The sequence below is a fragment of the Pseudoclavibacter sp. RFBI5 genome, assembly GCF_002931395.1.
Classification (GTDB): Bacteria; Actinomycetota; Actinomycetes; order Actinomycetales; family Microbacteriaceae; genus Pseudoclavibacter.
This window is the reverse complement of sequence record NZ_PSYA01000001.1, coordinates 51,247-73,876: the sequence shown is the minus strand read 5'-3', so window position 1 is coordinate 73,876 and position 22,630 is coordinate 51,247. Positions and strand designations below refer to the sequence as shown.

Sequence of the window (22,630 nt, the reverse complement as noted above, 5' to 3'; positions counted from 1 at the left end):
ACCGGCGGACCGCCGGGGCGTCAGCGCAAGCACGGCGTCACGGAAGTTGGACAGCCGCGGCTTCGCGCCGCAGGGAACGCCCGCGGCCGAGGGCCTACTTGTCCTCGGGCGGCGGAATCAGCGCCATGAGCGCGGTGAGGCCGCCGATCACGAGGCCCGTCTTGGTGTGCGCGGCCGTCACCCCGCCGTTGGCGCGACGCTCGCCGAAGCGGTAGATCCACCGCTCGCCGGCGACAGCGGCGAGGATCGCCCCGGCTCCAGCAGCCGTGGCGAGCCCGCCGAGGGCGACCCGGCTCGCCGGAGAGAGCGAGATCCAGAACTGGGAGAAGCTCTGCGGCTTCCCGTCTGCACCGTCTTCACCGTTCGGTCGCTCGCCCGACGCCGGGTGTGGCGCATCAGCCTGCTCGCCTGGGCCGCCGATGAGCTCGCCCGGTGCCTGCGCCGCCGGCTGCACGAGCAGGTCAGTGTCTTCGATGCGTCCGCGCTTGCCGATCTTCAGCTCGTCGTACTCCGACGCCGCGAGCCCGCCGACGCCGAGGGCCAGCATCGTCTTCGCGACTCCGCGACCAGCCCTCGACGAGATCACGTCAGGGGTGGCGTAGTAGAGGGCGGTCAGCGCGCCCTGTCCCGCTGCCAGGATCGCGCGCTTGCGGAGGTCGGTTCTCGGAGAAGTCATGCCCCCATTGTCCCGACTCGGTCTGATCAGAGCCTCAGCGGCGAACCGCAGCGCGGCTAGGCCGCGCCTCCACCTGCGGCCATGCGCATGAGGTCGGAGTTCAGCTCGATGCCGAGCTCGGTTCCGCCTGCGCTGCCGAGCTCGTGCTGGTAGCCGCCCCAGTTGTCGCCGCGGATCGTCTGCTCGACGCCAGCCTCCATCAGGGCGAGGAGCTCGACGGATGCGCGCTCGATGCGGGACCCGAGGCCCGCATCCTGCCAGTCCTCGGTTGAGGCGAAGAGCGACGTGGGCACGGTCATGGTGCGCAGGTACGCGAACATCGACCGCATCTGCTCGTCCACGACAAGCGCGTGACGCGCAGTGCCGGCGGTTGCGGCGAGCACGACGGGCTTGGCGATGAGGAGGTCGTTGTCGAGGGTCTGGAAGAACGACGTGAAGAGTCCGCTCGGCCCGGCCTTGTAGACGGGGGCGGCCGCGATGATGCCGTCGGCGTCGCGGAGCGCCGCGATGGCGCGCTCGAACTGGGGGCCGAAGCTCTGCGAGCCGAGGGCTGCTGGCAGTTCGGGGAGGAGCATCCGCAGATCGATGTGCGTCGATACAACGTCACGGCCTCGTGTCGCCGCGAGCTTGGAGACGCCACGCTCGATGCGGTCTGCGAGCAGCTTCGTCGACGACGGGTCGCTGATACCGGCGTTGACGACGGCGACGCGGTAGGCGCCTTGTGCGTTGGTCATGGAAGTCCTTCCGAACGGGTTGAAGCTGAGGGGAGAGCCAAGAGGAGAGGCGAGGAGCCGAACGGATGCGCGGGGCCGGTCGAATGGGCCGGCCCCGCGCACTCGCTTCGCGGTCGCTAGGCGACGAGCGCGGTGTCCTGGTAGGGCGAGGAGCCGGTGACGTTGTCGCCGCGGTTCTCGTTGGGGCGCGGCTGGCGCGGCGCGGCGTCGCCGTACTTCGCGAGGACAAGCGACTCGTGCGTGGGCGCGTCGGGGACCTCGGCGGGGCGGAGCGCCTCGAGCTCGCGGCGCAGCACGGGAACCACTTCGGAGCCGAGGAGCTCGAGCTGGTCGAGCACCATTCCGAGCGGCAGGCCGGCGTGGTCCATGAGGAACAGCTGGCGCTGGTAGTCGCCGAAGTGCTCGCGGAACGTCAGGGTCTTGTCGATGACCTCCTGCGGGCTGCCGACCGAGAGCGGGGTCTGCTGCATGAAGTCCTCCATCCGCGGCCCGTGGCCGTAGACGGGCGCCTCGTTGAAGTAGGGGCGGAACTGGTCCTTCGCGTCCTGCGAGTTCTTGGCGATGAACGCCTGCCCGCCGAGGCCGACGATCGCCTGCGAGGCCTTGCCGTGGCCGTAGTGCTCGTAGCGCTGGCGGTAGAAGTCGATGAGGCGCATGTAGTGCTCCTTCGGCCAGAAGATGTTGTTCGCGAAGAACCCGTCGCCGTAGAAGGCGGCCTGCTCGGCGATCTCCGGGGTGCGGATGGAGCCGTGCCACACGAACGGTGCCACGTCGTCGAGGGGGCGGGGCGTCGAGGTGAAGCCCTGCAGGGGAGTGCGGAACTTGCCTTCCCAGTCGACGACGTCCTCGCGCCAGAGGCGGTGGAGCAGGTTGTAGTTCTCGAGGGCGAGGGGCAGGCCGGAGCGGATGTCCTTGCCGAACCACGGGTAGACGGGAGCGGTGTTGCCGCGGCCGAGCATGAGGTCCATGCGGCCCTTGGAGAGGTGCTGCAGCATCGCGTATTCCTCGGCGATGCGCACGGGGTCGTTGGTCGTGATGAGGGTCGTCGACGTGGAGACGCGCAGCGTCTTCGTGAGTGCCGCGATGTGCGAGAGGAGCACGGCGGGCGAGGAGGAGAAGAAGGGCGGGTTGTGGTGCTCGCCGATGGCGAAGACGTCGAGGCCGACCTCTTCGGTCTTCTGGGCGATCTTGACGATCGCGTCGATGCGCTCGGCCTCGCTCGGCGTCTCGCCGGTGACCGGGTTGCGTGTGATGTCGCTGACGGAGAAGATTCCGAACTGCATGTTCAGCCCTTTCGTTGTGGATGCACGGGCCGGGTCGGTCCTGGTTCTGGATTCCCAACTCCATGCATATGCATACAACGTAGCGCGTGCGGATCTATTCCCGCGTGCTCGACTCCACTGGCAGCACACCTTCGACGGGAGCAGCGACAGGGGCGGCGACGGCGGTTCGAGCCCGGATCCCGGGCACGCGCCCCTGGCTCGCGAGCACCCCCACCACAACGATCAGACCGCCGAGCGGCTGGTTCCAGTGCACCGACTCCCCCAGCACCACGACCCCCAGGATGACGCCGACAACTGGCGAGAGATAGGTGACGGTGGATGCGCGGGCCGGGCCCCAGTCGTGCAGGATGCGGTTGTACCAGATGTAGGCGAGTCCGGTCCCGAGCACGCCGAGCCCCGCGACGGCCAGGAGCACCGGCAGGTCGATCGCGACCTCGCCCCGCGCGGTGAGGGGCGCGAGGAGCCACACGATGACGGCGGCCAGGCCGATCTGGACGGTCGACAGGGTGATCGTGTCGTATCCCGAACTCGTGAGGAACCGGCGCATGTAGAGCCCCGCGAATCCGTAGGAGATGGTGGCGCCGAGGCAGGCGAGCTGGGCGGGCAGCAGCTCGGGCACCTGGCCCGTGCCGATGAGCTGCCAGGGGGCCGCGAGCACGACGACCCCGCTCAGACCGACCACGAGGCCGACGACCTGCGTGCGCGTGAGCCGCTCGCCGACGAGCACAAGCGGCATGAGCAGGAGCGTCATGATGGGTGTCGTCGCGTTGTAGATGCTCGAGAGGCTGCTCGGCATGTACTGCCCAGCCCAGGCGAAGAGCGAATAGGGCACAACCGCGAGCGCGAGGGACACGACGAGCATGTGCACCCAGATCTTCCGCCCCCTGGGCCAGCGTCGCCGAGTGACCAGCATGATCGCGACGAGTGCCGCGGCCCCCAGCGTGAGGCGTCCCAACACGAGCTGCGCTGGACTGAGCCCCTCGAGCCCGACTTTCATGAAGAGGAAGCTCGCGCCCCAGACGAGGGAGAGGACGACAAAGGCGGCGACGGTGCCGCGGGTGTTGCCGGTAGGACTCATGGGACTTATTGTTGGCGGCACCCCTACATGAGGCAAATGCATCTGCTTCATCCCCACATGAGGAGATCTCATGACCGTCACCATCGCCCAGCTCCGTGCGCTGGTCACGGTCGTGGATCGCGCGTCCTTCACCGTTGCCGCCACCGAGCTGGGGGTCAGCCAGTCGGCGATCTCGCACTCCGTGACGGGCCTCGAGAAGGCTGTCGGCGGCCGGGTCCTGCGCCGCGACGGCGGGATCACCCTCACCGCGCTCGGCCTCGGCGTGATCGAGCATGCCCGAGCCGCGCTGGCCTCCGTCTCAGCGCTGGAGAGCGCCGTGAGACGCGACGAGACCCTGTCCGGCACCGTCCGACTCGGGGCGGTCGCGACGGTCTGCCAGGGGCTGGTCCCTGACCTGCTGGCCCTGTGGTCCGCGCGGCTGCCCAACATCGCCGTGTCGATCTACGAGGGCGACGACGAGGAGATGCCCGAGTGGCTCGAAGCGGGACTCGTGGACGCCGCGGTCCTCGTCGAGCCATCCCCCGCGCCGCCAGGCGGGCTCCTCGTCGCCACGGACGAGTTCGCCGCGCTTGTGCCTGCCGACCACCCGCTCGCGCAGCAGGACTCGATCCCGCTCGACGAGCTCGACGACGACGGCCTCATCGTGTCGACGGGCGGATGCGAGACGCACGTCAGGAAGATGCACGACGAGCTCGGGCTCCCCTACGTCTTCTCGCACCGCGTCCGCGAGATGAGCACGATGTTCCGCATGGTGCAGCAGGGCATGGGTGTCGCCGTCATCCCGTCCCTGGGGCGCGGGATGCTCCCGGACGACCTCGTGATGCGCCCGCTCACGGCACGCAGGCCGCGGCAGCTCGTGCTGTCCGGGCCCAACACTCGCCCATGGCACCCGCTTGTGGGGGCACTCGTCGATGCGACTGGCGTCGACTTCGCGAGCACGGTGAAGGTCGAGCTCTGATGGCCCCTCAGGCCTCGGAGGGTTCGGCTCCTTCGAGGTACGCGACGATCGCGTCCACGATCTCGACTGGCGTGCCCGCGACGGGAACCACGACCCCAGCCTCCCAGGGCGCGAGCGGTTCGAGCACCTCGAACTGACTGTCGAGCAGCGTCGTTGGCATGAACTCGTGCTGTCGCGTTGCGAGGCGTGAGGCGACGAGGTCGCGCTGGCCTGACAGGTGGATGAAGCGCAGCTCTGGCACGCTCGAGCGCAGCAGCTCCCGATACCAGCGCTTGAGCGCCGAGCAGGCGACGATCGTCACGCGCCCTTCGGCGGCGTTGGCGGCGATCGTCGCGCCGATGACCTTGAGCCAGGGCACACGGTCTTCGTCGTCGAGGGGTGTTCCCGCCGACATCTTCGCCTTGTTGGCGGGCGGGTGCAGGTCGTCGCTGTCGATGAAGGTCACGTCGAGTCGGGCCGCCAGTGCCGAGCCGATCGTGGTCTTGCCCGTGCCCTGCACCCCCATGACGACCATGGGCGGATGCGCAGGAGCGGGACGCGCGGCGCCTTCGGCCTCCGCAGCGCTCACGACGCGGCCCCGTCCACGCGAGCGTCGGCGTCGGCGTCGGCGTCGGCGTCGGCGAACGAGAGCAGCACCTTCGACGACCTGGAGGCGTCACCGGCCACGGCAAACGCCTCGAGCGCCCGCTCGACCGGGAACTCGTGCGTGAGCACTGCATCCACGACCAGTGAGCCGTCGGCGAGCGCGCCGATCACGGCGTCGATCTCGTCGGTGAAGCGGAACGAGCCGACGAGGGTCAGCTCGCGAGTGATCGCGAGCGACAGCAGGGCGGGGACCTCACCGCTGCGCTGCAGACCGAGCAGGACGACGCGGCCCGCGCGACCGGCGCCACGGATGGCGCTGGCGAGCCCAGGCACCGTGCCAGACGACTCGATGACGACGTCGGCGTGCACGGCGGCGATCGCAGCCGCATCGCGCGCGTCGATGACGCGATTCGCCCCGAGCTCGGTGGCGACGGCGAGCGGCAGCTCGTGGAGATCGCTCGCGATGATCTCGCCGGCGCCGTGGTGCTTCAGCACGGCGACGACAAGCGCGCCGATCGGGCCGGCGCCGATGACGAGCACCCGCTTGCCTCGCACGTCTCCAGCCTGCCCGACTCCGTGCCAGGCGACGGAGGCCGGCTCGGCGAGGGATGCCAGCTTGAGGTCGAGGCCCGCTGGCAGCGCGCGGAGCATGCGTGCTGGCAGGGCGACTCGACGCGCGAATGCCCCCTGAGTGTGCGGGATGCGCGCGGCAGAGCCGAGATAGGTGCCGGCAGGAGAGAGGTTCGGTCGCTCGGCCGGGTAGGGCGTCACGCCATCCTCACCCTGCGTGGCGGGGTGGACGGCGACTTGCTGGCCGACCCGAGGGCCGCTCCCGTCAGCCGCTGCCTCGAGCACGGTGCCGACGATCTCGTGGCCGAGGAGGAGCGGGTCACGGAGGATCGACTCCCCCGCGGCCCCGTGCATCCAGTAGTGCAGGTCCGAGCCGCACACGCCGCCATACGCGATCGCGACGACGGCCTGATCCGGGGTCGGCTCCGGCTCCGGTAGGGCGTCGAGCCGCAGGTCGCCCTTGCCGTGGGCGACGACTCCGAGGTTCTCCTGGGTCACTTGCGATCTCCTTGCACGTCGAATGGTTCGTGAGTCAGACGCACGGCGTCACCAGCGGCACGCCCGCGACGGTGATCTCGATGAGGTCCCCGGGTTGGGCCGCGAACCCCGACTTCGGGGCGCCCGTCATGATGATGTCGCCGGGGCCGAGCGGCACCCAGCTCGTGACGTAGGCGACGCACTCGGCGATGCCCGCTGGCAGCTCCTGGCTTCCGGTGAGCACCTTCCGCTCGCCGTTGATGCGCACCTCGAGCTCGGCGGCGGCGAGGTCCGCTCCCGTCTCGATCCAGGGGCCGAGCGGCGTGTAGCCGACGCCGCCCTTGCCCTCGAAGTTACGGGGGTCGATGCTGCCCCGGTCTGGGTTCGAGATGTCGTTGACGGCGGTGAGACCGAGGATCACGGTGTGCGCGTCCTCCGCAGACACGTCGACCGCGTCACGGCCGATGACGACGCACACCTCGCCCTCGATGACGACCTTGCCGACGCCTCGGCGCAGCGCCACCGGGGTTCCGCTCGGCACGACCGTGCGGGGGCTCTTCAGCCAAGCCTGCACCGGAGAGGGATGCTCCGGGCCGTTCTGCGCGATCCCGACGACGATGCGCGGCTCGCTCGGAGCGAGCAGCGTCGCATCCGCGACACCCTCGCCCTCGCGCGTCGGCTCGACGCCGCGTGCGAACGCCTCGTAGGGGTCACTGCAGGGCACCCACGAGTCGCCATCGGCGAACGCGTGCGTGACGGTGCCGTCACTGGTCTGGATCCTGGAGATTCGCATCACACAACCGCCGTCATTCCGCCATCGACATAGATCGTCTGGCCGTTCACGAACGCCGAAGCGTCACTGGAGAGGAACACGAGCGTGCCGACGAGCTCGTCGACCTGCCCCCAGCGCCCGGCGGGCGTCCTCTGGGCCACCCAGGCCGAGAACTGGGCGTCGTCGACGAGCGCCTTCGTGAGCTCGGTCGCGAAGTAGCCGGGTGCAAGCGCGTTCACGGTGATCCCCGCCGGCGCGAGGTCGGCGCAGAGCCCCTTCGTGAGCATCACGATGGCGCCCTTCGTCGCACTGTACGGCGCGATCGAGGGGCGGGCGACCTGCGACTGCACGCTCCCGATGTTCACGATCTTGCCGGTGCCCCGCTCGAGCATGCCGCGAGCCACGCGGCGCGAGAGCAGGAACGCGCTCGTGAGGTTCGTGGCCAGCAGCTCATGCCAGTCGGAGTCGGTGAACTCGGCGATGGGGGCGCGCCGCTGGATGCCCGCGTTGTTGACGAGGATGTCGACCGTTCCGATGCTCGCCTCGAGTTCGCCGATGCCGGCATCAACGGCTGACGCATCCGTCACGTCGAAGGTCGAGACGATCGGCTCGGCCGTCGTTCCCTCGAGGCCGAGGGCCTCGGCGATGGACGCCGCCGCGCGCTCAGCTTTCGCCCGGTCCCGTCCGTGCACCACGACCCTGGCCCCCGCGGCGGCGAGACCGCCCGCGAGTGCCCGGCCGATGCCCTGGCTCGACCCCGTGACGAGGGCTGTCCGACCCGTGAGGTCGAACGCCTTCAGCCCGGCGGGGAGGCTCACGACTTGGCCCCCACCGCGGCGGATGCGCTGCTCGCGGTGCCTGCGGCAGGTGCGGCCTCGTAGATGTCCTGCAGGTCGATCAGGCCGGTGTCCTCCTCGTCGGTGGAGACGCGGATGGCGTCCTCCTTGCGGAGCAGGTCGCGCCCCTTCGTCTCTGGAACGAGGAACGTCGCTGCGGTGGTGATCGCGGCGAGCGTCGCGAGGTAGAGCCCCATGACCACCCAGTTGCCGCCGGTGAGCGTGAGCAGCCACGTGCCGACCACGCCGGCCAGGCCGCCGGCGAGCACGGCAGAGAGCTCTCGGGCCATGGCCACGCCGAGGTAGCGGTGCTTGTTGCCGAACAGCTCAGGGAGCATGGCGCACTGCGGCCCGAGCATCGAGTTGACGGCCACACCGATACCGACGGCGATGACGGCGATCGTGAGGGGTCCGTTGCCGAGCGAGAGCATCCACCATGCGGGGAATGCGAAGAGCAGCATGAAGACGGCGCCGAACCGGTAGACGGCGCGGCGGCCGAGCTTGTCGGAGAGGTGCCCGGAGAGCGGCACCGAGAAGATGCCGATAAGCGAGCCGATCGTGACACCCCAGGTCGCGATGCCGCGGTCGACGGGGTTCGCGATGAACGTGCCGGCGACGAACGCGAGCGACACGTTCTGGAAGATGTACGAGCCGCCGTTCTCGGCCATGCGCAGGCCGATGCCCGTGATGACGCCCGGCATGCCGCGGGTGAAGATCTCACGGATCGGGTGGTCGGCGACCTGGTCGCTCTTCTCGAGCTCGACGAACGTCGGGGTCTCACGGAGGCGCATGCGGATGAACAGCGCGACGAGGATGAGGGCGAAGGACCCGAGGAACGGGATCCGCCAGCCCCACGACAGGAACGCCTCGTCCGGCATGAGCGTCAGCAGGCTGAAGACCACGGCGGCGAGGAGCGTGCCGGCCTGGATGCCGACGAACGGGAGCGCGGAGAAGAACCCGCGGCGCTTCACGGGCGCGTACTCGGCCATGAGCACCGTGGCACCGGCCTGCTCGGCGCCGGCGCCGAAGCCCTGCGCGAGACGCAGGAGAACGAGCAGCGCCGGGGCCCACAGCCCGATCGTCTCGTAGGTGGGGAGGAGGCCGATGGCGGTGGATGCGCCGCCCATGAGCACGATCGTGATGACAAGCACACCCTTGCGGCCGAGGCGGTCACCCATCGTGCCGAAGAAGAGCCCGCCGAAGGGTCGGGCGACGAAGCCGACGCCGTAGATGGCGAAGGCCCCGATGACGGCGACGGCCGGGTCGCTCTGGTCGAAGAAGAGCTTGTTGAAGACAAGCGCGGTCATGAGGCCGTAGAGCGCGAAGTCGAAGTACTCGAGGGCGGAGCCGATGCTCGAGGCCAACGTCGCGCGGCGCAGGTTGTCTGCGTACTCCGGGTCGTCGGTCGGCACTGGAGGCCGGGTGTTCTCAGTCACGAAACATCTCCTTTGATGTGCGGTGCACCGAGGCCGTGGTGAGCCGGTCGGTGCATGCTTGCTGACCACAAGCTAACACTCCAGTGGACGACGTTCAACACTTTGAACGCACGAGATGTTGCCGAGGCCTGAGCTACCGCCCTGCCAGCGGGTTCGTGAGCTCCCGCGCAGCCTCGATGAGCGCCACACCGACGCGAGCGACGTGCTCCGCATCCGCGAGCTCCGTCGGCAGAGCCGCCCCGAGCGCAAACGGGGGATCACTCGGCGACCAGGAGGCGAGCGGCACCGCGACGCCCGTCACTCCCCCGACCGAGCCATTCGAGTCGATCGAGTAGCCGCGCTCCCGAGCGACGGCGAGGCAGTCGAGCAGCTCCCGCGTCGTCCCGATGCTCTGCGGCGTCAGCTTCGGGAAGGAGGCGGAGGCGCCGACGAGCTCCACAACCTCCTCGTCGTCGAGACGCATGAGCAGCGCACGACCCGAGGCCGTGAGCGCCGCCGGCAGGCGCGAACCCAGCGGCGTGCCCAACTGGTAGCGCCGTCGACCCTCGTGACGAGCGAGGTAGACCGTGTCCGGGCCGTCCAGCATGACCACCTGCACGAGCTCGCTGCGAAGCACGGGAGACGCATCGCATACCCCGAAGAACTCTCTGATCTGGTTGAACTGCTGCGCGAACGCGCCGCCGAGCTCGGCCGTGCGCCTGCCCAGCTGGTACCCCTGCGGCACACGCTGCAGCATCCGCCCGTCTTCGAGCACGGCGACCAGATTGGCGGTCGACGATTTCGCGATACCGAGCGCCCTGGCGATATCGCTCAGCGTCATGGGCGCGCCATCAGCGTCGGCCAGCAGCGACAGGATGCGCAGCGAGCGCGTCACCGCCGGTGCGAGGTCGCGCTCCGGCGCGTCCTGCGCGCCCGCCTTCGTTGATGCATCCGCAGCTTCTGGCACGGTGCCGCTCCTCGCCTCGTCACGCCTGCCGGCCCGTTGACGTCGCAACGGGCCCACAGGTGGGAAATCAGTAGAACTCGACGATATCGACAACGTTCTTGAGCGGCTCACCGTCGAGGAGCCGGCGCGCGTTCTCGGCGAAGAGCTTCGCGATCCGGGGCTCCTCTGCGCTCGAGAGCGCGGCCGTGTGCGGGCTGACGAGCACGTTCGGGTGCGCCCAGAGCGGGCTCTCGGCTGGCAGCGGCTCCACCTCGAAGACGTCGAGGGCCGCGAACCCGACGCGGCCGTCGTCGAGGGCCGCGAGAAGCGCGGATTCGTCGATGACCGTGCCGCGCCCGACGTTGGAGACGATGACACCCGGCTTCACGTTCGCAAAGACCTCCTCACCGAGGAGTCCCGTCGTCGCATCGGTGCCGGGGAGCGTGACAACGATGGCGTCAGCCTCGGACACGGCCGAGGCGAGCTGGTCGATGGGCACCAGCCTGTCGACACCCTCGACGGCCTCGCCACTGCGCGTCGTGCCGAGCACGGTGGCACCGAGGGCCGAGAACTTCAGCGCCGCTGCCTTGCCGATGCCGCCGAGGCCCACGATGAGCACGGTCATCTCATCGAGCTGGCGCATCTCCCAGCGGCCCGTCCACTGCCGGGCCGACTGCTGCTGCTGCAGGCGCGGAAGATCCTTCGCCCCGGCGAGCACGCCGAAGAGCGCGAACTCGGCGAGGGTCCCGCCGTGGACTCCGGCACTCGTCGTGAAGACGATTCGCTCGAGCGCATCCTGGCCGAGGCCCGCCGCCTTCACCTGCCCCCCACCGCCCGCCGCCGTCGCATGCACCCAGCGGAGTCGCGGGTTGGCCGCGACCGTGCGCGCGAGGGAGGCGGAGTCGACATCCGGGAGCCCGAAGAGGACGTCGGCCGAGTCGATCAGCTCGTCGAACGCGGCCTGCTGCTCGGGAGTTCGAGTCACGCTCGGATCTCCGGACCAGTCGGCGGGCCCTCGCATAGGCCGGTAGAACGTGTGGTCCCGCACGACTTCGAGTCGAGGCTCGAGGCGCTCGACGAGCTGGCAGAGCTCCTCGCTCAGGTCGACGGCGACGACCGCGCGCAGTTTCTGGGGGCTGTCAGTCATGGGATCCTCTTCGATTCGTGGCGACAGGTGCAGTCTCTCGTGGTGAAGTCTACGTCGATTCAACACTGTGGACACTGTCCTACACAATGATCAGCAGGCTAGGGTGTGCTCATGACCACTGCTGCTCACACTCCTCGCGTCGGCGTACTCGGCCTCGGCGCCATGGGTCTCCCGATGGCCGGCCACCTGCTCGCCGCGCACGGCACCCTCCAGCTCACTGGGCGCCGCCCCGACCGGGCAACCGCCCTCATCGAAGCAGGCGCCACCTGGCACAAGTCGCCACGCGAACTCGCCGCGGCCAGCGACGCGATCCTCGTCATGCTCCCCGACCTCCCAGAGCTCGAGGCCGTGCTCGCCGGGGACGACGGCCTGCTCGCTGGCGCAGGAGAGCTGCTCATCATGGTCGGCTCCACCGTGTCGCCAACCGGGCTCCGCGAGCTCGCGGAGCGCCTGGCCAGCGAGAGCGAGGGTCGCGTTCGCGTCATCGACTCCCCCGTCTCCGGAGGCGAAGACGGCGCGAAGGCTGGCACGCTCTCGATCATGCTCGGCGGAGGTGACGACGAGGTCGCGACAGCCACGAGCATCCTGAACCCCTGCGGACGCCCCGTGCACCTCGGGCCGCTCGGCGCCGGCGAGGTCGCGAAGGCCTGCAACCAGATGATCGTGTCGTCCACGATCCTGGCACTCGGCGAGGCGAGCGTGCTCGCCGAGCGCAGCGGCATCGATCTCGCCGTGCTCTGGGACCTGCTCGGCGGCGGCTACGCCGGATCCAAGCTGCTCGAGAGCAGGCGCGAGAAGCTCGTCACGGGAGACGACTCCCCCTCCGGCGTCGCCAAGTACATGGTGAAGGACCTCACCTTCGCAGCCGACGTCGCCGACGCGACCGGCACGCACCCAGTGCTGCTCCCCACCCTGCGGGCCGCCTTCGACGAACTCGTGGATGCTGGCCTGGGCGAGCGGGACATCGCCGTCACCAGACGCTTCGTCGCGGAACGCTCCGAGAACTAGACCGCGAGCGACGTCCGCGGCGCGAGGAACTGGATGTCCTCGCGAGGAACGCGCTGCTTCCCGCCGCGCAGGTAGCCGTAGGCGAGCGAGGTGACCACGCCCTCCTCGGCGTTCGGGCCCGCTGAGAACGTGAAGTCGAGGGTGAGCGTCGAGCCGACGGGAACCTCCTGCGTCGTGGTCCACACCTTGCTCGGCGCCGTGGCCCAGTCCTCTTCGTTCAGGAAGCCGGGGCGAGCAGCCCCGTCGATCGCCACCGTGGCGACGTCGAACGCGGTAATGAAGTCGGTCGGCTGGCTCGCGAACGAGTACTCGATGGTCTCGCCGGCAGGGATCGGGTTGGGTCCGGTGGACGTGATCGTGAGCTGCCGCGGGTAAGGAGTAAGTGTACTCGCTTCCATCGATCGTGACAGGATGCACTCCCCACACGGTCGAAAGCGTGGCATCCCACGGCTCGATGTCCTCGATCTGGGACGTGTACGTGACGGTGTTGTTGCTCAGGTCCGGGTCTCCGCTGGTGATCACCTCGACCTTCCAGGGGGCGAGGTCGGGGAGCATCTCCGTCAGCGCGCTCGGTTGAGTGGGAAGGACACGGAGCCGGCCCTCCGCCCCAGCCGCGATCGACTCCGGGTGCTCGGCCGACTGGGTCGAGACGTTCCCGACCGTCGTGATCGGCCCCGGAACCGAGCCTTCGGTCCATTCGACTGCCGTCGCCCAGCGGGCGTCCCAGCTCGCGCGCGCCGTGAATCCCGTCGGCGCTGGCGCCGTGCTCAGATTCGTGACGGAGAACATGGTCCCGACCGTGAGCGACTGGAGCTGCAGACCGTCCTCGCTGTACCAGGAGTCGGTGTAGCCAGCTCCGTTCGTGAGCTGGAGGTCTGCGCCGGTCGCGCCACTCGCGGAGGAGGCCGGGGCGGCACTGGCCAGAGCGATGACCGGAAGAGACCAGGCTGCTCCGGTGAGGATGCTGCGGCGGCCGATCTCGCGTCGCTCTCTGTTCGAGGCGCCGGCGGCGTGTGTGGAGGGTGTGGTGCGGGGCATGGCGGGGGTCCAATCTGCGGAAGCCATCGGGGAGGTCGTACGGCTACGGCTCTCGCACCGAGGTGCGGAGAAGAGGCGCTTACGATACCCGGATTTCCCCGGTGAATTCCCGCTATCACCCGGGGAGTTCTCCCCGGGCGAGAGCACTACCAGGAGAACGGCACGGCAGACAGAATGGTGACGCGCTGCTGACCGGCCGGTGGCGTGAAGGTCACCGTGCTGCCGACTCGGCTCCCCAGGATGGCCTCCCCGAGGGGCGAGTCCGACGAGTAGACGTCGATCGCGACGCTCGGGTCCAACCCGGCGAGCCCCCTGCTTCCGAGCAGGAAGGTCGCCTCGCGCCCGGCGTCGTCGAAGCGCACCGTGACCTGCATACCAGCCTCGACGAGCCCATCGTCGGGCTTGGCGGCGACCTCGGCATGATCGATGAGCTTTCGAATCTCCCTGCCGCGCGCCGACGAGTCGGCGCCCACGCGCAGCAGCGCCTCGAGCTCGTCCTGCAGGGCACGCAATGCCGTCGGCGTCATCCAGACCGTTTCCACGGGAACCTCCTCTTTCATGTCGCGAGGCGACAAAAGGGTAAACGATCATGATAGCCCAAAAGCCCCCAGAAAGGCCATTTACCCCAAGGATGAGAACGCGCAGGAAATGGACTATGGTCGTCCGGATACCCGCCAGCTGAGAAAAGGGAAGCGAGTAAGAGAATGGCAGACAGAAAGTCCAAGGAAAACGCGAAGAAGGCACCACAGCTCACGCTGAAGGAGCGACGCGCACTCAAGCGAGACAAGACCCAGGCAGAGGACCCGTTCAAGCGAAAGAGCTAGAACGACAGGCCGCACGGGGACACCTGAGACCACCGGAGGCTCCCATGCGCCTCCTTCACAGCTTTGAACGAGGTATCAAGCCATGTTTTCGTCGAACCCCGGCGCCTTTTCGGCGCCGGGGCATCGTCACGCAGGAAAAGCAGCCAGGAAGATCGTGCCCAAGCTCATTCTTCGGGGCGACGCGTTACCGTGCCTTGCCGCCCTTGATCCACGTTTTCGGTCCGATGAAAACGGACCCTCCGAACTCGAGGAACTGGCGGATTCTCCTGTCTCCCTGGTTATCGGAAGAGACGCCTCTCGAAGAGAGAATCGCCGAAGCTTGTCCGACCTCCTCCAGGAGGTCATGCACGACTGCGTCGCACTCTCCTCGAAGCTGCCGAAGCTGCGCCACGTCATCGTGGTGCTCGCGGACCCGGGCCTCAGTGATTCGATCGTTCTCACCGCCTGCGAGCAGGCCGCCTCGCGACTCTGCGAACGGGTCGCGAGAGAACACGGCGACTACCTGGTCACGACATTTCTCCTCGTCGCCGATTGCGACGACCCTGAGTTGCTCGCTCGACGCATCCGCGACCGAGCCGCGCAGCCACCGGCGACCGATTCCGCCTGCGCACTCGCCTGGGACGACATCAGGGCCGTCTCCATCGAGTTCGCGGCCATGAATCGCTACGTCTGACACCGGCGCAGTCACTCAGGGGCGTCCGCCTCCTCTGGGAGGCCGACGCGCAGCAGCCGGCGACCCCAGGCTCGCAGCGCGTCGACGAGTTCAGGTGGTCCGACGACCTCGCACCGGGCATCGAGCCTGGCGAGGAGGTAGACGACGTAGTCGAGGTCGTCCGTGCGCATCCGCACCTCGCTCCACCCTTCTTCGAGCTCGAGGACCACACCCCACTGGCCAACCTCAGCCCGTGCGTCCTCGGCTGGCACCTCGACTCGCACGACCGCCTCGTAACGGGTGGGCAGGTTGCGGATGCTCGACTGCACGAACGCGTCAGCATCGCCTCCCGGAATGGGCCGCGAGCCGAAGCTCTTCGGCAAGGACTCGACGCCGCGCATCCGGTCGAGGCGGAACGTGCGCCAGCCGCCCGCCCCCTCGTCGAACGCGACGAGGTACCAGCGGCGGGCGACCGGAACGAGCGCATGCGGCTCGACGAGCCGACTCGAGAGGGCACCATCACGCTTCTCGTAGTCGAACGCCAGCATCGTGCGGTCCCGGCAGGCCGTCGCGACGCTGGCGAGCACGGCGACCTCGACCTGGGGCGCCCCCTCGCGCGCCTGCCCGGCACCGACCGTCGAGCCGATACCAGCAGCGAGCTTGCGCACGTGCATCGGCAGCACTGGCACGATCTTCGCGAGCGCGCCGACCGCCGCGTCCTGCACCCCTTGGACCCCACTGGCAGTCACGGCCCTGAGTCCGAGCACGATCGCCAGGGCCTCCTCGTCGCTGACCATGAGTGGCGGCAGCGAACCGCCAGCGCTCAGCCGGTACCCGCCCCCGACGCCGCGCGTCGTCTCAACCGGGTAGCCGAGCTCCCGGAGCTGCTCGACGTCACGCCGTAGCGTGCGCGGGCTCACCCGGAGCTTCGCGGAGAGCTCATCGCCGGTCCAGAACCGGTGGTTCTGGAGGAGCGTGAGCAGCGTGAGCATGCGGGATCCGGTGGACATGATCCCATCGTAGAGAGATAGCGGCCAGTATTCGTCCGCAATTACCGTCATCGTGAATCCTGCAAGCATCACCCGACCCGCTTCCGAATGTCGGAGGACAGGTGGATGATGAGAACACCGATTCAGGAAATCAGGGATACGCATGGCCGACACCACACCCCCGTCCACACCTGAAGAACGCTCCTCGGCTCCCGAGGCCTCGCCGCGAGCGCTGCCACATCAGGACGTGCCGACGCTGGCGACCCTGCGCAGCTTCTACCAGGTGCTCGTCAACACGCTCATCGCCAACGTCACGACGAGTTACCTGTGGTTCGCGCTCACCTTCTGGGCGTACCTCGAAACGGGTTCGGTGCTGGCGACGTCCATCATCGGCGGCAGCTACATGCTGCTCGTGGCGGTCTTCGGCATGATCTTCGGCGCGATCGTCGATCACATGAAGAAGAAGGCCGTCATGCTCATCTCGAGCGCGGTGACCCTCATCACCTACCTGCTCGCCGGCGTACTTTACCTGAGCTTCCCGGAGGAGGCGCTCGTCGACTGGAACGGCATCTGGTTCTGGCTCTTCGCCGGCGTCATCCTGGTCGGCGGGGTCGTCGAGAACCTGCGCAACATCGCGCTGTCGACCACCGTCACGCTGCTGGTGCCCGCCGACCGGCGCGACCGGGCGAACGGCCTGGTCGGCACGGTGCAGGGCATCGCGTTCATGGTCACCAGCGTGTTCTCCGGCCTGTCGATCGGCCTGCTCGGCATGGGGCCGACCGTGCTCATCGCGATCGTCGCGACCGCAGTCTCGTTCGCTCACCTCCTCTTCGTGTCGATCCCCGAACGCGGCATCGCCCACGACCCAGAAGCAGGCGCCGCGAAGGTCAACTTCCGCGGCGCGATTCCCGCCGTCATGCTCGTGCCCGGCCTGCTCGCGCTCATCCTCTTCACGACGCTCAACAACCTCGTCGGCGGCGTCTTCATGGCGCTCATGGACCCGTATGGCCTCACCCTCTTCTCGGTCGAGATGTGGGGAGTCTGGCTCGGCGTCACGAGCATCGGCTTCATCGTGGGCGGCGGCCTCGTCGCGAAGTTCGGCCTCGGGAAGAACCCCGTCCGCACCCTCCTCATCGTCAACATCGGCGTCGCCCTGCTCGGCGCGACGTTCACCATCCGCGAGTACGGCTGGCTGTTCATCGTCGGCATGTTCATCTTCATGGCGATCATGCCCATCGCGGAGGCGGCAGAGCAGACCGTCATCCAACGCGTGGTGCCGTTCGAGAAGCAGGGACGCGTGTTCGGCTTCGCGGCCACCGTCGAGTCGGCGTCGACGCCCATCAGCGCGTTCATGATCGGCCCCATCGCGGAGTTCTGGCTCATCCCATACATGGAGTCCCGCGAGGGCCAGGAGTCGCTCGGGTGGATGCTCGGCGACGGCGATGCCCGCGGCATCGCGCTGGTGTTCCTGGTCGCGAGCGTCCTGCTGCTCGGCCTCGTCATCGTCGCGTTCGCATCCCCGCAGTACCGTCTCCTCTCGAAGTCGTACGCGGAGACTCCGCCGCCGAACTCGGAGGCAGCCGAGGCGGCTGAAGGGGCCGTCGTCGCGGAGGCACCGGAGGAGGCCGAGCGGCAGCGTTAGGCGTCGCGCCAGGTCTTCGCCACGACCCGAAAATCACCGTCGATGTTGGCGAGCGACAGGTGGTCCTCGAAGACCTGGTCGAGGATCCTCAGCCGCACCTTCGCGACGACCAGGTCGGCGGAGAGGAAGTCGAGCGACAGCAGCTCGTCCTCGCGCGCCTGCCCGACCGACTGCGGCGACGGTCGATTGGCGACGATCTCGCGCCACTCGGCGAATGGCATGGCGGTGAACGTCCCGTCGGTGACGTCGAACAGACTCGCGGAGCTGTCGAAGACCCGGTCGAGCTTGGTGACATCGCACTCGTGCAGCGCTTGGAAGTAGAGGTCGACGGCGGAGGTCACGGCGGGGACTGCGTGGAGTGACATGAGGGCGGATCCTTCGGTTGTTGGTGTGCCATCCATTCAATCCGGGGCTGCGCGGAGAGTGAAGGCTTGCTCAACGGCCCTCCGCTCTCGAGGGAACGGATTCCACGGTAGTTTCGGTCTCATGCCACCCGATCAACGGTCCAGCCTCGACGGCACCGATCATGCGATCCTCGCGCACCTGCAGTCCGACGGTCGCGCCAGCATCGCCGACGTCGCCAGGTCAGTCCTGTTGTCGCCCAGCGCGACGGCGGAGCGGGTACGCCGCCTCACGGACACCGGCGTGATCACCGGCTACGCGGTCACCGTCGACGCGGAGGCGCTCGGGTACACGGTCATGGCGTTCGTGCGACTCGCCTACCCCTCCGGCAACTACAAGCCGTTCCACGACCTCGTCGCGACGACGCCGGAGATCGTGGAAGCCCACCATGTGACCGGGGCGGACTGCTTCATCATCAAGGTGCTCGCCAGGTCGATGCGGGACCTCGAGCGGATCACGGGCCGCCTGGCGACGCTCGGGGGCATCACGACGAACGTCGTCTACTCCAGCCCGCTCCCCGCTCGCCACATCTCACCGGCATAACCCACCCGCTTCGGCGAGAATCGCCGTCATGAGCGATCGAGTCTCCCCCAGACAATTTCGGCAAGCGGACGGCACCGCCGACTGGCGGGTCGTGGGCGACGGTGCCCGCGCGAACTTCACGACCGGCGGCTTCGCGAAAGGTGCCGCGTTCGTTGCTGAGATCGCCCGCGCCGCCGACGAGGCCGACCATCACCCCGACGTGGACCTCCGCTACGGCTCGGTCATGGTGCGCCTCATCAGCCACGACGTGGGCGATATCAGCGAACGAGACACCGCCCTCGCCGCGCGCATCTCCGAGATCGCCCGCGGGCTGGGCATCGAGGCGAGCACGGGCGCCGTGCAGAGCATCCAGATCGCGATCGACGTCGTCGACGTCGATGCCGCGCTCCCCTTCTGGGAAGCAGTCCTCGCGTACGAGCGGCGCGGTGGCGAAGACCTCGCCGACCCGATCGCCGTCGGACCGAACGTCTGGCTGCAGCAGATCGACGCGCCCCGCGCCGAGCGGAACACGATGCACGTCGACGTGTACGTTCCACGCGACCAGGCTGACGCTCGCGTCGCAGCGGCGCTCGCCGCCGGCGGGCGCATCGTCGACGAAACCAACGCCCCGGAGCACTGGACGCTCGCCGACCCGGAGGGCAACGAAGTCGACGTCGCCCCGTGGCGCGACGACAGCCCATGGAAGCCCGAGTAGCGCGCATCCGCCACCGCAGCGCAGTGCGACGGAAAGTTCAGACCCGAGACGCCCCGAGTCAGCGACCGTTTCGCAGCTGACGACGCCCGCATAGCTTGGCCCGAATACGCCAGGTACCAGCGAGGTGAGGAGTCCCGATGTCCGCGCAACCCAAACCCTCAGCAGTGATGTCGATGGGCACGCTCCGGCTCGTGGAGGCGGGCGAGCAGGTCGAGCCACGAAGGCTCGCGCACGCCAGGACCGACGCGCAGCTCCTCCAAGAGCTGCGCGCACTCCGCCGGGAGAACAGCGACCTCGCCGAGAGACTCCACGAGAGTGAGGCGCGGCTCCGGGGCGTTCAGAAGCGACTCCGAGTCCTCCAGAAGGCCCGGGATGAGGGCGTGCCGAGCATCGACTTCGCCGACCAGGAGGAATGGGCTCGCCACCAGATCCACGTCAGCTGGCTGCAGAACTCCTCCGCGTTCGACCGGGCCGCGCATCCGCTCGGCGAGTACCTCGTAGGCCCCGCCTTCGCCGCCTCGGTCAGATCACTCGCGCCGCAGCTCCAGGCGAAAGTGTGGCGTGCGGCCGTCGACGTCGTGACCGGACGCGGTCGGCACCTGCACTCGAGGGGCGCGCATCCGCTGCGCAGCGGCAATGGCGCGCACGCCCACGACGTCGTCCGCGACGACGGCGCGAGGTGCTTCCGCTACTCCGTCGGCTTCAAGGCGGCGGGTGCCAGACGCCTGCACGCCTGGCACCTGCCGGACGGGCGAGTGGAGCTCTGCCGCGTCGTCGCCCACGGCGACATGTCACCGTGAGCCGTGGCCGACACCCCGGTCCGGCGGCTCAGACGGCAGCCGCGACATCGAGCACCCAGGTCACCCCGAAGCGGTCGCGGAGCATCCCGAAGCCCGCCGACCATGCCGAGGCGGCGAGCGGCTCGATGACGGCGGCCCCCACGGACAGGGCATCCCAGTAGGCGGTGATCTCGTCGAGCGTGTCCCCGCTCGCCGCGAGGAAGAAGGGCTGGGTCGTCACGGTGGCGCCCTGCTCCCGCCGCGTCTCTCCCACCGCGCCCGCGAGCCCCTCGGCAGCTTCGCCGAGGGTGTCGTAGGCGAGCACGCGGAAGCCGTTGGGGGCATCCACTCTCCCGAACACGACATTGGATGCGCCCGGCAGCTCTGCGGGCATCCCGAACTGCGCATAGGTGGCGATCCAGACCTCGCCGCCGAAGACGCCCGCGTAGAACTCGAGCGCCTCGCGCGCGGTGCCGGCGAAGTTGAGGTGGGTCGTCGTGGTGATGCTCATGGTGTTCCCGCTTCCTGACTGGATTCGAAGGTGCGCGGCTCGTGCCGCTGCGGCGAGGATGACAGCAGTAGCGGACGGGTTCGGTCCTCTACTCGGGGGACACTGATCGCATGACCTCGGCAACCTCCTCGCGCATCCTCACCCTGCTGTCGCTGTTGCAGACTCGGCGAGAATGGTCGGGCCTGGAGCTCGCCGAGCGTCTCGACGTGACCCCGCGCACCGTTCGCCGCGACATCGACCGGCTGCGCGAGCTCGACTATCGGATCGAGGCATGGAAAGGGCCCGCGGGCGGCTACCGCCTCGCGGCCGGCTCGGAGCTGCCACCGCTGCGGTTCGACGACGAGCAGGCCGTCGCGATCGCGGTGGCACTGCGCGGTGCGCCCGCACTGGGGGTCGACATCGACGATGCCGCCGCGCGTGCCTTGGAGACGGTGCGACAGGTCATGCCGTCGAGGTTGCGGCACCGGGTCGATGGCATCCGCTTCACGGGGTCGGCCGGCGCGCGGTCCGGGGAGCTCGTCGACCCAGACGTGCTCGAGCTCGTGAGCCGAGCGGCCCAGGAGCACCGCGTGCTGCGGTTCGACTATGCGGGCGGCTCGTCGCACGCCGCCGTCGACGCGGCGACCCCGACGCCCCCTCGGCGGGTCGAACCGCACACGGTGCTCGCACGGAACGGGCGCTGGTACCTCGTCGCCTGGAACCTCGACCGGAGTGAGTGGCGCGTCTACCGAGTGGACCGGATCGTGCCGCGGAGCCAGCTGGGCGCCCACTTCGAGGAGCGGCAGCTGCCGAGCGGCGACGCCGCCGCCTTCCTCGCGGCGCGGTTCACAGGCTCGAGCGCGGAAGACCGGTGGCCGTGCACGGGCGACCTGCTCCTCCACGCTCCAGCGCGCGAAGCCGCGAAGTGGTTGCCGGATGCGGTGGTCACCGAAGTCGACGACTCCTCCTGTCGGCTGCTGCTCGGCTCGTGGTCGTGGACCGGCGTCCTCGCGTCGATCACGAGGTTCGACGCCGACTTCACGGTGCTCGGCCCGCAGCAGCTCGTCGAAGCGTCCACGGCTCTCGCTGAGCGCCTTGCAGCGGCGAGCCGGCGTCCCTGAGCGTGGTCGGAGGTGGGACCCCGAGAATGATCGGATGCCTACGCTCATCGTGACCGCGCATCCCGACGAAGATTCCCTGACCCACGCCGCGGCGCTGCATCTGCGCGAACGCCTCGAAGCAGACGGCGTGGAGGTGGAGCTCGCGCACCTCGCGCAGGAGGGCTTCGACCCGCGGTTCACCGCGCGCGACCGCGCAGATTACAAGGGCGGGGCGATCACAGGTCCGGACGTGCTCGCCGAGCAGGCGCGACTCGACCGCGCGAGCGATGTCGTCCTTGTGTTCCCCGTCTTCTGGTGGTCGATGCCGGCGCTGCTGAAGGGGTGGATCGACCGCGTCTTCATCACGGGGTGGGCTTTCGAGCTGGGCGACGACGGCCGCGTGCTGGGCAAGCTCGGGCACCTGACGGCGCATCTGCTGCCGGTCTCCGGCTTCTCGGAGGCGTCCTTCGCGCGGCACGGCTACGAGGAGTCGTTCAGCACGCAGATCGAGCACGGTGTCTTCGACTACTGCGGCATGCCGCGCGGGGCGAAGGCGTTTATCCGCGAGTCGGAGGATGCGGCTTCGGTGAAGCTGGGCCTCGAGGCCGCCGTCGCAACGGTAGCCGCGGCGGTCGGAGCACCGAGCAAGGTCTGACACGAGCGGGCTACGCTCACCCCATGACCGACAAGCTCGTCTTCAGTGGTGAAATCGTGAACCCGGAATGGATGCCCTCGTGGTCCGTCATCGAGGTGCCCGGCTCCAAGGAGTTCTTCGGCACCGGCAAGTCGGTGAAGGCCGACACGACCGTCGACGGGGTGGCCGTGACCTCCGCGCTCATGCCGACCGGGCAGGGCGACCACTTCATCTCGGTGAGCGCGGCGCTCAGGAAGAAACTCAAGAAGGACGTCGGCGACCGCGTCGACGTGGTGATCGGGCACCTCGCGGCGAAGTAGGCCCCGCTACTTCGATCTCGCCTGGTAGGCGGCGCCGA

At 68.8% G+C, this 22,630-nt stretch carries 27 protein-coding genes; 11 read left to right on the top strand and 16 right to left on the bottom strand.

The genetic code is table 11. The features are described 5' to 3' along the window. Nucleotides 1–94 precede the first annotated feature (94 nt). The 4 genes from C5E06_RS00375 to C5E06_RS00360 form a co-directional block, all read right to left on the bottom strand. Nucleotides 95–676, bottom strand: coding sequence for a hypothetical protein (locus C5E06_RS00375; RefSeq protein WP_104305626.1), 582 nt, complete (start codon nt 674–676; stop codon nt 95–97). A 56-nt stretch (nt 677–732) separates the two neighbouring features. After that, nucleotides 733–1,410, bottom strand: coding sequence for a CE1759 family FMN reductase (locus C5E06_RS00370; protein ID WP_104305625.1), 678 nt, complete (start codon nt 1,408–1,410; stop codon nt 733–735). 116 nt (nt 1,411–1,526) lie between these two features. Beyond that, the gene (locus C5E06_RS00365) at nt 1,527–2,693 is read right to left on the bottom strand and encodes an LLM class flavin-dependent oxidoreductase (RefSeq protein WP_104244763.1); all 1,167 of its coding nucleotides are present in this window, start codon (nt 2,691–2,693) and stop codon (nt 1,527–1,529) included. A gap of 94 nt (nt 2,694–2,787) precedes the next feature. Continuing rightward, nucleotides 2,788–3,771 carry a DMT family transporter gene (locus C5E06_RS00360; RefSeq protein WP_104305624.1) on the bottom strand — a complete coding sequence of 328 codons (984 nt, stop codon included), beginning with the start codon at nt 3,769–3,771 and terminating at the stop codon, nt 2,788–2,790. Between the two features lie 70 nt (nt 3,772–3,841). On the opposite strand from C5E06_RS00360, the gene C5E06_RS00355 reads away from it, so the two are divergent. Continuing rightward, a complete protein-coding gene (locus C5E06_RS00355; protein ID WP_104305623.1) occupies nt 3,842–4,729 on the top strand; it encodes a LysR family transcriptional regulator in 888 nt (295 codons plus the stop codon). 7 nt (nt 4,730–4,736) lie between these two features. Here the strand turns inward: C5E06_RS00355 and C5E06_RS00350 are convergent, their stop codons facing one another. The 7 genes from C5E06_RS00350 to C5E06_RS00320 all read right to left on the bottom strand — a co-directional run bounded on the left by C5E06_RS00350 (nt 4,737) and on the right by C5E06_RS00320 (nt 11,477). Further along, nucleotides 4,737–5,297, bottom strand: a complete 561-nt coding sequence (locus tag C5E06_RS00350) for a gluconokinase (RefSeq protein ID WP_258067450.1) — start codon at nt 5,295–5,297, stop codon at nt 4,737–4,739. Then, nucleotides 5,294–6,382: an L-idonate 5-dehydrogenase gene (locus tag C5E06_RS00345; protein WP_181062840.1), complete on the bottom strand. Its 1,089-nt coding sequence runs from the start codon at nt 6,380–6,382 to the stop codon at nt 5,294–5,296. The genes C5E06_RS00350 and C5E06_RS00345 overlap by 4 nt, the downstream gene beginning before the upstream one ends. 34 nt (nt 6,383–6,416) lie before the next feature. Continuing rightward, nucleotides 6,417–7,154 (bottom strand): fumarylacetoacetate hydrolase family protein, encoded by a 738-nt coding sequence (locus C5E06_RS00340; protein ID WP_104305621.1) that lies wholly within the window; start codon nt 7,152–7,154, stop codon nt 6,417–6,419. After that, entirely contained in the window at nt 7,154–7,951 is a 798-nt protein-coding gene (locus tag C5E06_RS00335; RefSeq protein WP_258067449.1) for an SDR family oxidoreductase, read from the bottom strand. The genes C5E06_RS00340 and C5E06_RS00335 overlap by 1 nt, the downstream gene beginning before the upstream one ends. Then, nucleotides 7,948–9,405: an MFS transporter gene (locus tag C5E06_RS00330; protein ID WP_104305620.1), complete on the bottom strand. Its 1,458-nt coding sequence runs from the start codon at nt 9,403–9,405 to the stop codon at nt 7,948–7,950. The genes C5E06_RS00335 and C5E06_RS00330 overlap by 4 nt, the downstream gene beginning before the upstream one ends. 133 nt (nt 9,406–9,538) lie before the next feature. After that, the gene (locus C5E06_RS00325; protein WP_258067448.1) at nt 9,539–10,351 is read right to left on the bottom strand and encodes an IclR family transcriptional regulator; all 813 of its coding nucleotides are present in this window, start codon (nt 10,349–10,351) and stop codon (nt 9,539–9,541) included. A 67-nt stretch (nt 10,352–10,418) separates the two neighbouring features. Then, a complete protein-coding gene (locus C5E06_RS00320) occupies nt 10,419–11,477 on the bottom strand; it encodes a D-2-hydroxyacid dehydrogenase (protein ID WP_104244749.1) in 1,059 nt (352 codons plus the stop codon). A 111-nt stretch (nt 11,478–11,588) separates the two neighbouring features. On the opposite strand from C5E06_RS00320, the gene C5E06_RS00315 reads away from it, so the two are divergent. Then, nucleotides 11,589–12,485, top strand: coding sequence for an NAD(P)-dependent oxidoreductase (locus C5E06_RS00315; RefSeq protein WP_104305659.1), 897 nt, complete (start codon nt 11,589–11,591; stop codon nt 12,483–12,485). On the opposite strand, the gene C5E06_RS00310 is transcribed toward C5E06_RS00315, so the two are convergent. Then, a complete protein-coding gene (locus C5E06_RS00310) occupies nt 12,482–12,883 on the bottom strand; it encodes a hypothetical protein (RefSeq protein ID WP_104305619.1) in 402 nt (133 codons plus the stop codon). The genes C5E06_RS00315 and C5E06_RS00310 overlap by 4 nt on opposite strands. A gap of 179 nt (nt 12,884–13,062) precedes the next feature. On the opposite strand from C5E06_RS00310, the gene C5E06_RS00305 reads away from it, so the two are divergent. After that, nucleotides 13,063–13,335 (top strand): hypothetical protein, encoded by a 273-nt coding sequence (locus C5E06_RS00305; protein ID WP_104305618.1) that lies wholly within the window; start codon nt 13,063–13,065, stop codon nt 13,333–13,335. A gap of 334 nt (nt 13,336–13,669) precedes the next feature. Here C5E06_RS00305 and C5E06_RS00300 read toward each other — a convergent pair whose 3' ends face one another. Then, on the bottom strand, nt 13,670–14,065 hold the full coding sequence (locus C5E06_RS00300) for a GreA/GreB family elongation factor (RefSeq protein ID WP_219820160.1): 396 nt from the start codon (nt 14,063–14,065) through the stop codon (nt 13,670–13,672). Nucleotides 14,066–14,666: 601 nt separating this feature from the next. Between C5E06_RS00300 and C5E06_RS00295 the strand changes: the two genes are divergently transcribed. Further along, on the top strand, nt 14,667–15,020 hold the full coding sequence (locus C5E06_RS00295; RefSeq protein ID WP_104305616.1) for a hypothetical protein: 354 nt from the start codon (nt 14,667–14,669) through the stop codon (nt 15,018–15,020). 11 nt (nt 15,021–15,031) lie between these two features. Here C5E06_RS00295 and C5E06_RS00290 read toward each other — a convergent pair whose 3' ends face one another. Beyond that, a complete protein-coding gene (locus C5E06_RS00290; RefSeq protein ID WP_181062839.1) occupies nt 15,032–16,009 on the bottom strand; it encodes a YafY family protein in 978 nt (325 codons plus the stop codon). 142 nt (nt 16,010–16,151) lie between these two features. On the opposite strand from C5E06_RS00290, the gene C5E06_RS00285 reads away from it, so the two are divergent. Continuing rightward, nucleotides 16,152–17,630: an MFS transporter gene (locus tag C5E06_RS00285; protein WP_104305614.1), complete on the top strand. Its 1,479-nt coding sequence runs from the start codon at nt 16,152–16,154 to the stop codon at nt 17,628–17,630. On the opposite strand, the gene C5E06_RS00280 is transcribed toward C5E06_RS00285, so the two are convergent. Continuing rightward, nucleotides 17,627–17,995, bottom strand: a complete 369-nt coding sequence (locus tag C5E06_RS00280; protein ID WP_104305613.1) for a nuclear transport factor 2 family protein — start codon at nt 17,993–17,995, stop codon at nt 17,627–17,629. The two genes, C5E06_RS00285 and C5E06_RS00280, sit on opposite strands and share 4 nt — an antisense overlap. A gap of 121 nt (nt 17,996–18,116) precedes the next feature. Between C5E06_RS00280 and C5E06_RS00275 the strand changes: the two genes are divergently transcribed. From C5E06_RS00275 to C5E06_RS00265, 3 genes are all read left to right on the top strand, one after another. Next, nucleotides 18,117–18,575 carry an Lrp/AsnC family transcriptional regulator gene (locus C5E06_RS00275; protein ID WP_104244735.1) on the top strand — a complete coding sequence of 153 codons (459 nt, stop codon included), beginning with the start codon at nt 18,117–18,119 and terminating at the stop codon, nt 18,573–18,575. A gap of 28 nt (nt 18,576–18,603) precedes the next feature. Next, nucleotides 18,604–19,269: a VOC family protein gene (locus C5E06_RS00270; protein ID WP_104305612.1), complete on the top strand. Its 666-nt coding sequence runs from the start codon at nt 18,604–18,606 to the stop codon at nt 19,267–19,269. Between the two features lie 137 nt (nt 19,270–19,406). Next, on the top strand, nt 19,407–20,069 hold the full coding sequence (locus C5E06_RS00265) for a hypothetical protein (RefSeq protein ID WP_146081261.1): 663 nt from the start codon (nt 19,407–19,409) through the stop codon (nt 20,067–20,069). Between the two features lie 28 nt (nt 20,070–20,097). Here the strand turns inward: C5E06_RS00265 and C5E06_RS00260 are convergent, their stop codons facing one another. Further along, entirely contained in the window at nt 20,098–20,559 is a 462-nt protein-coding gene (locus C5E06_RS00260; RefSeq protein ID WP_104305610.1) for a VOC family protein, read from the bottom strand. A 110-nt stretch (nt 20,560–20,669) separates the two neighbouring features. Between C5E06_RS00260 and C5E06_RS00255 the strand changes: the two genes are divergently transcribed. From C5E06_RS00255 to C5E06_RS00245, 3 genes are read left to right on the top strand one after another with little or no spacing between them, the layout of a single operon-like run. Further along, nucleotides 20,670–21,659, top strand: coding sequence for a YafY family protein (locus C5E06_RS00255; RefSeq protein ID WP_104305609.1), 990 nt, complete (start codon nt 20,670–20,672; stop codon nt 21,657–21,659). A 34-nt stretch (nt 21,660–21,693) separates the two neighbouring features. Then, a complete protein-coding gene (locus C5E06_RS00250) occupies nt 21,694–22,293 on the top strand; it encodes an NAD(P)H-dependent oxidoreductase (protein WP_104305608.1) in 600 nt (199 codons plus the stop codon). Nucleotides 22,294–22,316: 23 nt separating this feature from the next. Next, entirely contained in the window at nt 22,317–22,592 is a 276-nt protein-coding gene (locus C5E06_RS00245) for a DUF1905 domain-containing protein (protein WP_104244723.1), read from the top strand. Nucleotides 22,593–22,630 lie beyond the last annotated feature (38 nt).

Coding starts and splice junctions, on each gene's coding strand:
- C5E06_RS00250 (WP_104305608.1), top strand. CDS start 21,694: ATGCCTACGCTCATCGTGACCGCGCATCCCGACGAAGATTCCCTGACC.
- C5E06_RS00290 (WP_181062839.1), bottom strand. CDS start 16,009: ATGTCCACCGGATCCCGCATGCTCACGCTGCTCACGCTCCTCCAGAAC.
- C5E06_RS00260 (WP_104305610.1), bottom strand. CDS start 20,559: ATGAGCATCACCACGACGACCCACCTCAACTTCGCCGGCACCGCGCGC.
- C5E06_RS00310 (WP_104305619.1), bottom strand. CDS start 12,883: ATGGAAGCGAGTACACTTACTCCTTACCCGCGGCAGCTCACGATCACG.
- C5E06_RS00275 (WP_104244735.1), top strand. CDS start 18,117: ATGCCACCCGATCAACGGTCCAGCCTCGACGGCACCGATCATGCGATC.
- C5E06_RS00355 (WP_104305623.1), top strand. CDS start 3,842: ATGACCGTCACCATCGCCCAGCTCCGTGCGCTGGTCACGGTCGTGGAT.
- C5E06_RS00375 (WP_104305626.1), bottom strand. CDS start 676: ATGACTTCTCCGAGAACCGACCTCCGCAAGCGCGCGATCCTGGCAGCG.
- C5E06_RS00340 (WP_104305621.1), bottom strand. CDS start 7,154: ATGCGAATCTCCAGGATCCAGACCAGTGACGGCACCGTCACGCACGCG.
- C5E06_RS00370 (WP_104305625.1), bottom strand. CDS start 1,410: ATGACCAACGCACAAGGCGCCTACCGCGTCGCCGTCGTCAACGCCGGT.
- C5E06_RS00265 (WP_146081261.1), top strand. CDS start 19,407: ATGTCCGCGCAACCCAAACCCTCAGCAGTGATGTCGATGGGCACGCTC.
- C5E06_RS00360 (WP_104305624.1), bottom strand. CDS start 3,771: ATGAGTCCTACCGGCAACACCCGCGGCACCGTCGCCGCCTTTGTCGTC.
- C5E06_RS00365 (WP_104244763.1), bottom strand. CDS start 2,693: ATGCAGTTCGGAATCTTCTCCGTCAGCGACATCACACGCAACCCGGTC.
- C5E06_RS00255 (WP_104305609.1), top strand. CDS start 20,670: ATGACCTCGGCAACCTCCTCGCGCATCCTCACCCTGCTGTCGCTGTTG.
- C5E06_RS00245 (WP_104244723.1), top strand. CDS start 22,317: ATGACCGACAAGCTCGTCTTCAGTGGTGAAATCGTGAACCCGGAATGG.
- C5E06_RS00285 (WP_104305614.1), top strand. CDS start 16,152: ATGGCCGACACCACACCCCCGTCCACACCTGAAGAACGCTCCTCGGCT.
- C5E06_RS00270 (WP_104305612.1), top strand. CDS start 18,604: ATGAGCGATCGAGTCTCCCCCAGACAATTTCGGCAAGCGGACGGCACC.
- C5E06_RS00320 (WP_104244749.1), bottom strand. CDS start 11,477: ATGACTGACAGCCCCCAGAAACTGCGCGCGGTCGTCGCCGTCGACCTG.
- C5E06_RS00280 (WP_104305613.1), bottom strand. CDS start 17,995: ATGTCACTCCACGCAGTCCCCGCCGTGACCTCCGCCGTCGACCTCTAC.
- C5E06_RS00315 (WP_104305659.1), top strand. CDS start 11,589: ATGACCACTGCTGCTCACACTCCTCGCGTCGGCGTACTCGGCCTCGGC.